Genomic DNA, 12,429 nt, shown 5'->3' with positions numbered 1-12,429 from the left:
CGCTGTTGACGACAATGAAACTTATCGGTCTCAGCGACCAGTTCGTCTACCTCCTCGGGACGGGCTTGGTCGGCATGGGAATCATGGATTTCATGGACGAAGAGGAGGGTGAGAGCGTCGAAGCCGACAGCGGCGGCGGTGGCGGCGGCGACGACGACCTCTTCGGCGACGGTATGGGCGACGACGGGGGCGGCGAGATGGACGACGACTTCGGCGGTATGGACGACGGTATGGGGATGGACGGGGAGATGGACGACTGGGCCGACGGGGGGGGAGACGACGAGTTCGACATGGGCGACGGCGGGTCCGGGCCGTCCCAAGAACTGGAGAACCGAATCGACGACCTCGAAAACGAAGTCGCGGAAATCTCCTCGACGGTCGGAACCGTCAGGAGCGAGAACGAACAGATTAGCTCGAAGGTGGACGAGACCGAGGAGAACGTCCGGAAACTCCTCGAAATCTACGAGATGGTCACCCGCGGCGTCAACCCGTTCGTGGACGACGTTCAACAGGGCGGCATGGGCGGCGGCGACGGGTTCGGCGACGACGGTGGCGGTGGCTTCGGCCTGTTCGACGGCGACGAGGAGGAGGAGGAGCAAGAAGGCGACCTCAACGAAGACATCGCCGACGCCGAGGCCGAGAGTTTCTTCGACGACGACTTCGACGAGGAAGAAGATTTCGAGGAGACCGACGATTTCGAGGAAGAAGACGATTTCGAGGAGACCGACGATTTCGACGACGTAGACGACTTCGGCGAAGAAGACGGCCTCGAGGACGACGAAGACGACTTCGAGGAGGACCTCGGTTTCGACTCACCCGACGAGGCCTTAGACGACGACCCCGCGATGGACGCCGACGAGGGCGACGAAGACGACGGCGGACAGGCAGGCGGTTCGACGTTCGCGGAACTCAAAGAGGAGTACGAGTCGGGGGAAGCAGACTGGGCCGAGGAAGGAGAAGGCGCGCCCGAAGGGGGTCCCGACCCCGAGCAGACGCTCGAAGCCGAGGCTACGTCGGACGACCCCGCCGACGGCGACTTCGAGTTCGAGGAACCCTCCGACGACGAACCCGCTCCGCCCGATTCCGCGGAACCCGCTACGCCCGCCGCGGGGAACTCCGCACGCGGGGGGAAACCCTACCTCGCGGAACTCCCGAACGGTTACGTCTCGGACCTCGTGGTGATGGAGTGGTTGGAGTTCCTCGTCACGGAGTTCGGGGCCGAGGACGCGGTTCGCACGATACAGTACTACGGCGACATAGATTGGATTAGCGAGTCGGTCGAGGAGGAGCTTCTGGCGTTCGTGAGCGGATTCGCCGACGTGGACTCGGTAGACACCGAGGAAACTGGTCCTGCCACACTCGAAGTTGACGACCACATCCAGAGCCTCACCTTCCTGAGCCAGCTGACCGGCGACGCCGTCCAGCGGAAAATCGTCGAACACTGCGCGCAGATTCGAGGTGGGCGCGATGGGATTCAGCGTTAGCGGCGCGACGGTGGTCCTGTTCCTCGGGATATTCATCAGCTTCGGAATCGCGTACTCGGCCGCGAACGACGGCTTCGAGCGCGTGAACGAAGCCTACGAGGAGAACACCGACCACGAGTTGGTGCGCCAGAACACCGACGTTAGCATCGCCGACGCCTCGGTCGCAAACGCGGGTGGCGAGACGTACCTGAACGTGAACGCGACCAACACCGGTTCGACTACCCTCTCGGTTAATGACACCGACATTCTTATAGATGGAAACTACACGCCTCAAACGAGTCAGAAAATGGTGACGGTGGAAGTCGATGGAAACAACGAGACCGACCTGTGGCTCCCCGGCGAGACGCTTCAACTCAACGTCTCTGTCGCCGACCCCGACCGAGTGAAGGTCGTGACCGGACCGGGCGTCGCGGCGTCGGAGGTGGTGTGAGTGGCGAGCGTATCCAGTTCACACCTCATCCTGTTCATCGCCAGCCTCATCATCGCCGCGAGCGTGGCTGGCACGTTCACGCAGGGCGTCCAGCGCCTCTCGTCGGCGCTTGGCGACCGGAGCATCGACGTGAGCGGCGACATCCGCACCGACATCTCCATCATCAGCGACCCCGGTAGCGGCGCAGTGTACAACGAGTCCGAAAACAACGTGACGGTACTCGTGAAGAACACGGGGTCACGCTCACTCCCCGCGGAGAGCGACCGCATCGACGTACTGATAGACGGCCAGTATCAGGCGACGGCGACGGTGACGGTCCTAGACGGCCCGTCGTGGCGCGTCGGCAACGTCGCCAAAATCGAGTTTTCCGAGACGCTGGCCGAGAACGAAGACCATCGCGTTGCGATTATCGTCAACAACGACAAGGAGGTGCTGAAGTTCAGAACATGAGCCAAGACAATCTCTACTCCCTCGGCCTCGAAGACCACGACCGACTGAACCACGAACTCGGCGGCGGCATCCCCCGTGGCTCCATCGTCCTCATCGAGGGCGACTACGGTGCCGGAAAGTCGGCCATCAGCCAGCGGTTCAGTTACGGCCTCTGCGAGACGGGCCACTCGGTCACGCTCCTCTCGACCGAACTGACCGTCAGCGGGTTCATCGACCAGATGCACTCGCTGTCGTACAACATCGAGGAACACCTGCTGGACGAGCGACTCCTGTTCCTCCACGCCGACGTTGACACCGGCGGCGGGCGGTTGACCACGACCGAAGACGAGGACGGCAACCGCAAGGAACTGCTCAATCGACTGATGAACGCCGAAGCGATGTGGCACGCCGACGTTATCGTCATCGACACGTTCGACGCAATCCTCCGTAACGACCCCAAGTTCGAGGCGCTGATTCGCCAGAACGAGGAGCGCCAAGCCGCCCTCGAAATCATCTCGTTCTTCCGTGACCTCGTGTCCCAAGGGCAGGTCATCGTCCTCACGGTGGACCCCTCGACGGTGGACGAGGAAGCAATCGGCCCGTTCCGGGCCATCGCCGACGTGTTCATGGAACTCCAGATGGTCGAAGTCGGCAACGACGTTCGCCGGAACATTTCGGTTAAGCGGTTCGCCGGGATGGGTGAACAGGTCGGTGACACCATCGGGTTCTCCGTGCGGGCCGACGCCGGAATCGTCATCGAGAGTCGTAGCGTCGCCTAACGACCGTTTACATCTACTATGACAGAACACGGGACCGCACAGATTCAGGACGACCTTCGGGAAGTCGCCATGCGGCGACCCCACCTGCGGGACTATCTGAAGCGGTTCAAACAGTTCACCGGGGAGTTCCCGCGACTCATAGACGAACCGGACGACGAGTGGGAGGCCGAAAAGCCCAACGTCATCTACCCGGTCGGCGGTCCCATCTACTGTCACATCTACGGTGACGTGGGCCAAGACACCGAGTACTACGCGGTCGAACCCGAACTCTCGGGCACCGAACAGGAGCTGTTCGGCAAGGTCCGCGGCGAGATTCTCGAAAAGAGCGTCAAGAAACCCGCACCCCAAGACGAGGCGGAGTACGACGACCGAATCGAGGAACTGCTCGACGACACGGTGCTGGTCAACGACGGCGAGAACGGCGGCGGTGGCGGCCGGATGAACCTCCAGAACGTCTCGGCCGAGCAGATTCTCAACTGGATAAAGAACGTCTCGTACAACGATTTCAAGCAGGGCGTCCGGACGTTCTCGACCGACGACATCGTGCGGGTCGTCAAGGACTTCACCAACATCGGAACCTACGAGGTGTCCGAGCAGACCTACGAGAACATCCGGTACCGCCTCAACCGCGACATCGTGGGGTTCGGCCCGCTGGAACCCATCATGCGCGACCCGGCCAACGAGGACATCCACGTCATCGGTCCCCACGAGACGTACGTGGACCACGGCACCTTCGGCATGCTCGGGACCAGCGTGGACTTCGGGTCTCCCGACCGGTTCGACAACTGGCTACGCAACATGGGCGAGCGAATCGGCGACCCCGTGAGCGACTCCGACCCCATCGTGGACTCCACTCTGCCCGACGGGTCCCGTATCAACATCATCTACTCCGACGACGTGAGTCTGAAGGGACCGAGCCTCACCATTCGTCAGGGCGAGGGGACGCCGCTGTCGGTGGCCCAGATTACCAAGTGGGGGACGCTCTCGCCAAAACTGGCGGCGTACCTCTGGCTCTGTCTGGAGAACGAACAGACGGTGTTCGTCGTCGGAGAGACGGCGTCCGGGAAGACCACGACGCTGAACTGTATCATGTCGTTCATCCCGCGGGACTCGAAGATTTACACCGCGGAGGACACCTCCGAGGTCCTCCCGCCACACGACACGTGGCAGCAACTCCTGACCCGCGAGGGCGGCGGCGAGGACTCCTCGGACGTGGACATGTTCGACCTCGTGGCGGCCGCGCTCCGTTCTCGCCCGGACTACATCATCGTGGGTGAGGTCCGTGGCGAAGAGGGTCGAATGGCGTTTCAGGCGGCACAGACCGGCCACCCCGTGATGCTGACGTTCCACGCTTCGGACATCGTTTCGATGATTCAGCGTTTCACCGGGGACCCCATCAACATCCCCGAGACGTTCATGGACAACGCCGACGTTGCGCTGTTCCAGAACCGAGTCAAGCAAGGCGACGACGTGCTTCGTCGCGTGACCTCCGTGCAGGAAATCGAAGGCTACTCCAAGGAGATGGGCGGCGTCGTCACCCGCCAGTCGTTCTACTGGGACCCCGTGGAGGACGAAATCGTCTTCCAAGGCATGAACAACTCCTACGTCCTCGAAGAGCAGATTGCGACCCTGCTCGGGTACGAGAACACCCGCGACATCTACGACGAACTCGACTTCCGCGCCGAACTCATGGAACGGATGATAGACGAGAACATCCTCGGCTACCACGAGGTCAACGAGACCATCGAGGCGTTCCAGCGCGGCGGCGTGGACGAACTGCCGTTCGACATCCACCGGTCCATCGACTAGCCGGGTTTTGGTCGCTGTTTCCGGTGGTCGGTCGCTTTTTCGCGTCGTCGGAGTGTGCTGTTGTCGGTGTCGTCGCTGTTGTCGTCTCTGTCGTCGGTGTTGGAATTGCTGTTTTTGCGGTCGAGGTCGGTGTCTCCGTCGCTGTCGCCGGAGATGGAGAGTTTCGAAAGCCCCCGCCCGCTCGCTACGTGACGACACAGCAACTGCAACCGCAGGAACCGTCGTGACGAACGCCCAGAAAGCCCCCGCCCGCTCGCGGTCGCTGACCGACATATCCGTCGCTCGCTTCGCTCGCTCGGATAGTGGTCGCTCAGACGACTAAAATGGACGCGAGCGGGCGGCCCCTTTATCCGCCCGACGGCGGGTGGTCGGCCGAGCGTTTGCCGTCGGTTGGTCGGTCGGGCGCGTTTCCGTGGAGTGGTCGGCCGGGGCGTCCGGTGGTCTGTCGGGCCGAGCGTTCGCCGGTGGACCGTTCGGTCCCGGCGCGCGGCGTCGGGAGCGAAGCGACCGACGCCGCGACAGTCGCGCGCCCGGCGGCGCAGTGAGCGGGACCGTCTCCGAACGGCACCGGCGAAGGAAAGCAATATTTGTGTTTATTATCCATAGATATTTATTTCTTTAGGGAATATATGTTTACCCGGCCGCCGTCCCGCTCGTCGCGATGCGTCGCGACGAGCGGTCGTAGTAGGGCCGCTACCTCCCGACGACGGGTCCGTGGCCGGTCGAACGCCGAGCGGCCCGGACTCGGTTGCCGACGAGTCGCTCGATAAAGTATCAATACAAATACTTCGAGGGAAAAAGAGATGAAGGTGGGACGAAAATCCCGCGAACACCTGCTCCCCAACTGACCACCATGGCGACCAACGAACAATCCGGGGAACCGTCGAAGGACGCCAAAGACCTCCTCGCTAGCTTCGCGTCCTCGACCATCGAGTCCTACCAGCACATGGAGACGCCCGTCTCCCGATACCTCGCGCTGGTCGTGGCCCCCTCGATACTGTTCTTCCTGCTGACGGTGGCCGTCTACGTCGTCACGAGTTTCCCGCCGCTCATCGCCACGCCGATTCCGTTGCTCGGTCTGCTGTCGCTGGTGGTCGCGGTCATCTACCCGAAGATTCTGCGCGACCAGAAGCGCAAGGAGATAGAGGACCGACTCCACCTGTTCATCACCCACATGACCATCCTCTCGACGGCGAACATCGACCGCGTGGAGGTGTTCCGGACCCTCGGCGAGGAAGAGGAGTACGGCGCGCTGGCCGAGGAGATGCGCCGCATCACCCAACTGGTGGACACGTGGAACCAGAGCTTAGACGACGCCCTGCGCCTGCGGGCGAACAAGTCCCCGAGCAAGCCCTTCGCCGACTTCTTGGACCGCCTCGCGTACACTATCAACGCCGGACAGGAGATTCAGGACTTCCTGCTGAGCGAACAGGACGTGGTTATCGAGAACTACGTCACTATCTACGAGGGGTCGCTGGAGAACCTCGAAGTGATGAAGGACCTCTACCTCTCGATGGTGCTGTCCGTGACGTTCGCGCTGGTGTTCGCAACCGTCCTACCGATTCTGACGGGAACGAACCCGACGATGACCGTCAGCGCCGTCGTCGTCATGTTCGCGTTCGTCCAGACCGGATTCCTCGTGATGATTCGCAACACCGCGCCCTACGACCCGCTCTGGTACCACCCCGAGGGCCAGACCACCGATAGCGAGTGGCGCATCCGCATCTCCGTCGCGGCCGGTCTCGTCCTGACTCTGCTGGTCATGGGCGCGTGCCTGCTGATTCTGCTCGGACGGACCGGCATCGACCCCGACTCGATTCCGTTGCCGTTCTACGCCGCGATTCCGTCCACGCCGCTTCTGATACCCGGCATCGTCGCGCGCAAGGAAGAAGAGCAAATCAAGGAACGCGACGACGAGTTCACGAGTTTCATCCGGGCGCTGGGTGCCACCGAGAGCGCCAAGCAGAGTACGACGACGAAAGTCCTCGAAAGTCTCCGCGGGAAGGACTTCGGCGCGCTGACCGACAACGTCGACGACCTCTACAAGCGCCTCAACATGCGCATCGAACCCTCGATGGCGTGGCGACACTTCACGTCGGACTCGCGGTCGTACCTCATCCAGAAGTTCAGCGAGATGTTCCTCGTCGGCCGCCAGATGGGTGGCGACCCCAAGAAACTCGGGGAACTTATCTCCAGCAACATGAACAAAGTGTTACAGCTCCGCGAGCGCCGCGCCCAGTCCACCGTCACCCTCATCGGCGTCCTCTACGGGATTACGGCGGCCTCTACCTTCGCGTTCTTCATCGGTCTGGAAATTGTGGAAGTGCTGTCGAGCATGTCGGTGGGTCTCAACACGAGTCAGTTCGACTTCGGGACCATCATCCACACCGACGTGTACGACATCCCGACCATCGAGTACCTGCTCATCATCATCATCCTGCTCAACTCCGTGCTGTCGTCGCTGATGATTCGCATCGCCGACGGCGGCCACAAGATAAACGCCTACGTTCACTTCGTCCTGCTGACGTGGATTTCCAGCAGTATCGCGGTGTTCACCCGCATCGTCGTCGGGTCGTTCCTGAACGTCTGAGATTCCGTTTTCGCGTCACGTCCGGTGGATGACGGTGAACGCCGCGAGTCCGCCGAGCGCGAGTGCGAACCAGTAACTCGCCACCCGGTAGACCAACGCCACGCTCGCGGCGAGGTCGGTCTGAAGTGCCGCCAACGCGACCAACAGGCCGACCAGCGCGAACTCGACGCCGCCGACGCCGCCCGGCGTGGGGACGATACCCGCGAGCGAACTCGCCGGGACGACGAACAGCACCAGCATCGGATTCAGGTGGACGCCGAGGGTTCGGCCCGCGAGGTAGAGCGGCGCGGCGAAAAACAGCCACCCGACGTACGCCAGAACCAGCGTGTAGCCGAGTTGCCGCCGACTGTCCGCGATTCGGTCCACGAGACCGTAGAACTCCCCGATTCGGTCCCGGACGCTCTCGGCGTCGATGCGGTCGGTGCGGGCCGCCACGGGCGACAGCACCTTCACCACGAGACGCTCCACGAAGTTCCGGTGGCGGTACGACCCGTAGATGGCGAGCGGAAGGACGATGGCGAGCGTCCCGAGTCCGGCGACGAGCATCTCCGCCTGTCGGGGAATCTCGCCCTGAATCAGGAGCGCGACGGTGCCGAGTCCCGCGAAGGTAAAAAACGGGAGCAGGTTCAACAGGTCGGCGGTGACGACGCTGGCGAGACTGTCCTGATAGTTGGCCTCGGTGTCGGCGGCCAGCACGTAGGCGATGAACGGGCCGCCACCGGCCTTCCCGAACGGCGTGGCGTAGTCGGCGAAGGTGGCCGCGAAGTAGGTCACGACGATTTTCCAGAAGGGCACGTCGATACCCACCGCGCAGAGAATCACGTCCCACGACTTGGCCCAGATGACCAGCGAGACGACAGTCGAGAGACAGGCCACTCCGAGCCAGACCGGTTGGGCGCGCCGGAGCGTTCGCAGGATTTCGCCCCACCCGATGACCCGACCGAAGAAGTACAGAAGCACCACCGCCACCCCGAATCCGACGACGACCTTGAGGGTCGTGCGCCGGTCGAACACCTCGCCGGACGTTTCGGTGGACATCTACACACGAAACGGCGACGAGGCAGTTAGGTCTCGTGGCTCCGGGGGTCGCGCGCAGAACTACGCGTCTGGGGCCACACGCCGCGCGCGGCGGGTCGCGCATCCTGTGCCCGCACGCGCGCCGCGCTTCGTGCGCGGCGCGCGTCCGAGAGAAGACGCTCTCGTCTCGATGGACCGAAAAAATATTTACCCTTACTGAGAATTGCTCTTCAAAGAGAGACGCGCCGACCGCGGGCGTCGCTCGACAAACCATGTCCGAAAAGGTCATCGCCGACTTCGTCGCACGCTTCAGCCTCGATACGTTCGATTCGCCCGAACCAGTCAAGGGTCGAATCGTCCTCAGCCAGAAGCGTCTGGTGCTTGCGACTACGGACTCGAAGACGACGGTGCCGCTCACCGACATCTTCGACATCAACGTCGGGCACGTTCCGGGCGACTTGGAGTCGTTCTTTCAGGACACCATCACTATCGCCTACCGGGACGGTGACAGTCGCCGGGTGGCAGTCGTGGAGGCGGGAACCGAGGAAGTCTCCCGATTCAAGACCGTGCTGTTCAAAGCCGAACTCAACGGTTCGGAGGCGAAAGTCAAACACCCAACGCGGGTCGGCGGCCGAGTCACGGGCGCGTCGTTCCGTCCGGCGAAACTCAAGATAGAACCCGGCGCGGTCCGGTTCGTCGGTTCCGAGTCCGTCACGGTGAACCTCAACAACGTCACCTACTTCCAGAAAGAGAAGCGCGACATCGGACTCGTCCTCGTCGTGCGCCACGCCGCCGAGGGGCAGGCCGTGACCTCCGAGTTCGCCGTCGGGAGCGACCGCAAACTCAACTTGCTCGGGCGCTACCTCCGACTGGAGTACTCCGAACTCGCTCAGGAGGTGGAGGACGTGAAGACTTCCGAGACGGAGATGGAGGCGCTCGTCGCCATCTACTCCGGCGCGCGAAGCGGGGACCTCGCCGGAACGCTCGGTGTCGATTCGAGTCGGGTCACGATGCTCCTCAACGACCTGCGCGAGAAGGGTCTCATAGACGAGGGCGAGAAGGGACTCTCGCTGACCGCACAGGGGCAACTCTTGGTCAGCGACCGCATCGAGACGGTGAACACCTAAGATTTACCGTCCGTCTCGCCGTTCGGCAATTTATTCCGGGCTATATATTTCTGCAACACTCCTATGGATTTTTATACTAATGAATGGTAACAATAACCATAGTATGGGGAACGCCATCCGCGTCCTGCTGGTGGACGACGACTCGGCCATCGCGGATTTGACCGCTACGTACTTACAGCGGGCGAACGACCGGATAGAGACGGTCGTGGAGACCGACCCGGACGACGCACTGGCCCACGTAGTCGGCGGGGAGGTCGATTGCGTGGTCAGCGACTACGAGATGCCCGAGATGGACGGACTGGAGTTCCTCGACCGAGTTCGGGAGGCCGCTCCGTACCTCCCTTTCGTCCTGTTCACGGGGAAGGGGAGCGAGGAAATCGCCTCGGAAGCGATTTCGGCGGGCGTCACCGACTACCTCCAGAAGGGGACGGGCACCGACCAGTACGCGGTGTTGGCCAACCGCGTCGAGAACGCGGTGGCCCAGTACCGCGCCGAACGCGAGGCCGAGGAAGCCGACGAGCAGATTCGGCGCATCTTCGAGCGCATCACCGACGCGTTCTTCGCCCTCGACGACGACTGGCAGTTTCGCTACGTCAACGAGCGCGCGGCAGACTTCTTCGGTCACGACCCCGAGCAACTGCTCGGCGAGGACATCCGCGAGGCGTTCGACGTGGAGATGGGCCAGCAGTTCCGCGACGCCTACCGAGAGGCCCTCGAAACCCAAGAACCGGTCACGCTCGAAGCCGAGTCGAAGTTTCGGCCGGGGACGTTGCTGGAAGTGCGCATCTACCCCGCCGAGGACGGCCTGTCGGTCTACTTCCGGAACGTCACCGAGCGCCGTCGCGCCCAGTTGGAACTGCGCGAGACCAAGCAGAAAATCGAGGCGCTCCACGACGTTGCCGCCCGAGCGGTCGCCTGTGAGTCCGAACAGGAGGTCTACGACCTCGCCATCGAGACTGCCGAAGAGATACTGGCGTTCGACCTCTGCACGGTGGACGCCCACGAGGACGGCGCGCTCCGGACCCGAGCGGTCTCTAAGATGGTCTCGACCGACGACTACTACGACGAGACGCCGATAGACGCCGAGGACAACCTCGCGGCCCGAGCGTACCGCGAGGGCGAGTCGTCGCTGGTCGAAGACCTGCGCGAGACCGGTGCGGTGCCCGCCGAAAGCGAGTATCGGTCGGCGCTCACCGTCCCGATAGGCGACTTCGCGGTGTTTCAGGCGGTCACGAAGGAACCCGACGGGTTCGACGCCGACGACCGCGAGTTGACCGAACTCCTCTCGGCACACGTCTCGGAGGCGCTGGCGCGCGTCCGGACCGAGACCGAACTCCGGGCCGAACGCGACCGGTTCGCCGCCCTGTTCGAGAACGTGCCAAACTCCGTGTTGCGCTACGAGATAGACGGTGCCGACGCGGTGTGCAAGTCGGTGAACCCGGCGTTCGAGGACGTGTTCGGGTGGTCCGAAGACGTTATCGTCGGCGACCCGGTGGACGACTACATCCTCCCCGAGGACTGCCACGAAGAGGGCAGGTCGCTCAACGAGCGAGTGCGCCACGGCGACCGAATCGAGGGCGAGGAGGCCCACCGCCGGACCTGCTGTGGCGACCGGGACTTCCTGCTCCACACCGCTCCGGCGGGCAACGGCGAGACCGAAGCGTTCGCCATCTACGTCGATATTACCGAACAGAAAGAGCGCGAGCGCCAACTAGCCCGGCAGAACGAGCGACTCGAAGAGTTCGCCAGCGTTGTCAGCCACGACCTGCGCAACCCGCTCAACGTCGCGCTCGGCCGGTTCGACCTGCTCGAATCCGAGTGCGACAGCAGTCACCTCGCTCCCATCGGTCGGTCGCTAGACCGGATGGACTCGCTGGTCGAGGACTTGCTCACGCTCGCCCGGCAGGGACAGGTCGTAGACGAGACCGAACCGGTCGCGCTGTCGGCGGCCGCGGAAGCCGCGTGGGAGACTGCCGACACGAAGGAGGCCACTCTGTCGCTGGCGGACAACGTGGTGGTGGACGCCGACCCCGCTCGCTTCCGGGAACTGCTGGAGAACCTCTTCCGGAACGCGGTGGAACACAGTTCCCCGGGCAGTCGCTCCGAGAGTGACGACGCCGAGGAGCGCGGCCCCGCGAGCAACCGGCCGGGGGCCGATGACGCCGCGGAACGTGACGACTCGGTGACTCGAATCGAAGTCGGCGTCCTCGACGACTGCACGGGGTTCTACGTCGCCGACGACGGGCCGGGCATCCCGCAGGACCTGCACGGGAACGTCTTCGACCACGGATTCACCACCGACGAGGAGGGAACGGGCTTCGGACTCGCTATCGTGGAGTCCATCGCCGACGCTCACGGCTGGTCGGTCGATATTGCCGACGACCGGGACGACGAGACGGGCGCGCGTTTCGAGTTCTCGCGCGTGACGGTCCACGAGAGCGAACCTGCGGAACGTTGATAGGCCTCCCGGACGGAGGTTCTGGCTGTACGCCGACCGTGGAAGGGTAGCTCAGTGGTAGAGCGTCACCGGCTCTCCCGGTGGTCGCCTTACAGGCTTCGCGTGGTTCGACTCCCGCCCCTTCCGTTCTGTGGCTCCTAAATCGGCGAGTACCGCGTAGCGTGTACTCGCCAGACTGTGAGCCACAGAACGAGCAGAAGGGAGTCGAGCAGACGAGTCGCAGGCCCGGAACGGCGCGAAGCGCCGCACGCCCGGACCGTCTCGGCGAGTTCGACTCCCGCCCTTCTGCTTTTCCGACGGACGTTA

Annotated in this window: 11 protein-coding genes and 1 tRNA gene; 9 read left to right on the top strand and 3 right to left on the bottom strand. The window is 63.2% G+C overall.

What is annotated here, in order from left to right; all coding sequences use genetic code 11:
* The first annotated feature begins 14 nt into the window (after positions 1–14).
* The 5 genes from P2T60_RS08865 to P2T60_RS08845 are packed head-to-tail and all read left to right on the top strand — an operon-like array spanning position 15 to position 4,931.
* Positions 15–1,484 carry a FlaD/FlaE family flagellar protein gene (locus P2T60_RS08865; protein WP_276278885.1) on the top strand — a complete coding sequence of 490 codons (1,470 nt, stop codon included), beginning with the start codon at positions 15–17 and terminating at the stop codon, positions 1,482–1,484.
* The gene (gene arlF / locus P2T60_RS08860; protein WP_276278884.1) at positions 1,468–1,914 is read left to right on the top strand and encodes an archaellum stator protein ArlF; all 447 of its coding nucleotides are present in this window, start codon (positions 1,468–1,470) and stop codon (positions 1,912–1,914) included. The genes P2T60_RS08865 and arlF overlap by 17 nt, the downstream gene beginning before the upstream one ends.
* A complete protein-coding gene (arlG, locus tag P2T60_RS08855; protein ID WP_276278883.1) occupies positions 1,915–2,364 on the top strand; it encodes an archaellum stator protein ArlG in 450 nt (149 codons plus the stop codon).
* Positions 2,361–3,122 carry an archaellum protein ArlH gene (arlH, locus tag P2T60_RS08850; protein WP_276278882.1) on the top strand — a complete coding sequence of 254 codons (762 nt, stop codon included), beginning with the start codon at positions 2,361–2,363 and terminating at the stop codon, positions 3,120–3,122. The genes arlG and arlH overlap by 4 nt, the downstream gene beginning before the upstream one ends.
* 18 nt (positions 3,123–3,140) lie before the next feature.
* Positions 3,141–4,931: a type II/IV secretion system ATPase subunit gene (locus tag P2T60_RS08845; protein WP_276278881.1), complete on the top strand. Its 1,791-nt coding sequence runs from the start codon at positions 3,141–3,143 to the stop codon at positions 4,929–4,931.
* On the opposite strand, the gene P2T60_RS08840 is transcribed toward P2T60_RS08845, so the two are convergent.
* The gene (locus P2T60_RS08840; protein WP_276278880.1) at positions 4,928–5,140 is read right to left on the bottom strand and encodes a hypothetical protein; all 213 of its coding nucleotides are present in this window, start codon (positions 5,138–5,140) and stop codon (positions 4,928–4,930) included. The two genes, P2T60_RS08845 and P2T60_RS08840, sit on opposite strands and share 4 nt — an antisense overlap.
* Positions 5,141–5,277: 137 nt before the next feature.
* Complete coding sequence (locus tag P2T60_RS08835) at positions 5,278–5,499, bottom strand: hypothetical protein (protein ID WP_276278879.1); 222 nt, start codon at positions 5,497–5,499, stop codon at positions 5,278–5,280.
* A gap of 285 nt (positions 5,500–5,784) precedes the next feature.
* Between P2T60_RS08835 and flaJ the strand changes: the two genes are divergently transcribed.
* Positions 5,785–7,521: an archaellar assembly protein FlaJ gene (gene flaJ / locus P2T60_RS08830; protein ID WP_276278878.1), complete on the top strand. Its 1,737-nt coding sequence runs from the start codon at positions 5,785–5,787 to the stop codon at positions 7,519–7,521.
* A gap of 15 nt (positions 7,522–7,536) precedes the next feature.
* Here the strand turns inward: flaJ and P2T60_RS08825 are convergent, their stop codons facing one another.
* Positions 7,537–8,559, bottom strand: coding sequence for a lysylphosphatidylglycerol synthase transmembrane domain-containing protein (locus tag P2T60_RS08825; RefSeq protein WP_276278877.1), 1,023 nt, complete (start codon positions 8,557–8,559; stop codon positions 7,537–7,539).
* 251 nt (positions 8,560–8,810) lie between these two features.
* Between P2T60_RS08825 and P2T60_RS08820 the strand changes: the two genes are divergently transcribed.
* The 3 genes from P2T60_RS08820 (at position 8,811) to P2T60_RS08810 (ending at position 12,249) form a co-directional block, all read left to right on the top strand.
* Positions 8,811–9,665, top strand: coding sequence for a CheF family chemotaxis protein (locus tag P2T60_RS08820; RefSeq protein WP_276278876.1), 855 nt, complete (start codon positions 8,811–8,813; stop codon positions 9,663–9,665).
* Positions 9,666–9,768: 103 nt separating this feature from the next.
* Complete coding sequence (locus tag P2T60_RS08815) at positions 9,769–12,123, top strand: PAS domain-containing protein (RefSeq protein WP_276278875.1); 2,355 nt, start codon at positions 9,769–9,771, stop codon at positions 12,121–12,123.
* Positions 12,124–12,163: 40 nt separating this feature from the next.
* Positions 12,164–12,249, top strand: a tRNA-OTHER gene (locus tag P2T60_RS08810).
* Positions 12,250–12,429 lie beyond the last annotated feature (180 nt).

Origin of the sequence: Halorussus caseinilyticus (assembly GCF_029338395.1) — an archaeon.
Taxonomy (GTDB): Archaea; Halobacteriota; Halobacteria; order Halobacteriales; family Haladaptataceae; genus Halorussus; species Halorussus caseinilyticus.
The sequence above is the reverse complement of the archived record's forward strand: the minus strand, read 5'-3'. Positions and strand labels throughout refer to the sequence as shown.

Coding starts and splice junctions, on each gene's coding strand:
- P2T60_RS08865 (WP_276278885.1), top strand. CDS start 15: ATGAAACTTATCGGTCTCAGCGACCAGTTCGTCTACCTCCTCGGGACG.
- arlF (WP_276278884.1), top strand. CDS start 1,468: ATGGGATTCAGCGTTAGCGGCGCGACGGTGGTCCTGTTCCTCGGGATA.
- arlH (WP_276278882.1), top strand. CDS start 2,361: ATGAGCCAAGACAATCTCTACTCCCTCGGCCTCGAAGACCACGACCGA.
- P2T60_RS08845 (WP_276278881.1), top strand. CDS start 3,141: ATGACAGAACACGGGACCGCACAGATTCAGGACGACCTTCGGGAAGTC.
- flaJ (WP_276278878.1), top strand. CDS start 5,785: ATGGCGACCAACGAACAATCCGGGGAACCGTCGAAGGACGCCAAAGAC.
- P2T60_RS08825 (WP_276278877.1), bottom strand. CDS start 8,559: ATGTCCACCGAAACGTCCGGCGAGGTGTTCGACCGGCGCACGACCCTC.
- P2T60_RS08820 (WP_276278876.1), top strand. CDS start 8,811: ATGTCCGAAAAGGTCATCGCCGACTTCGTCGCACGCTTCAGCCTCGAT.
- P2T60_RS08815 (WP_276278875.1), top strand. CDS start 9,769: ATGGGGAACGCCATCCGCGTCCTGCTGGTGGACGACGACTCGGCCATC.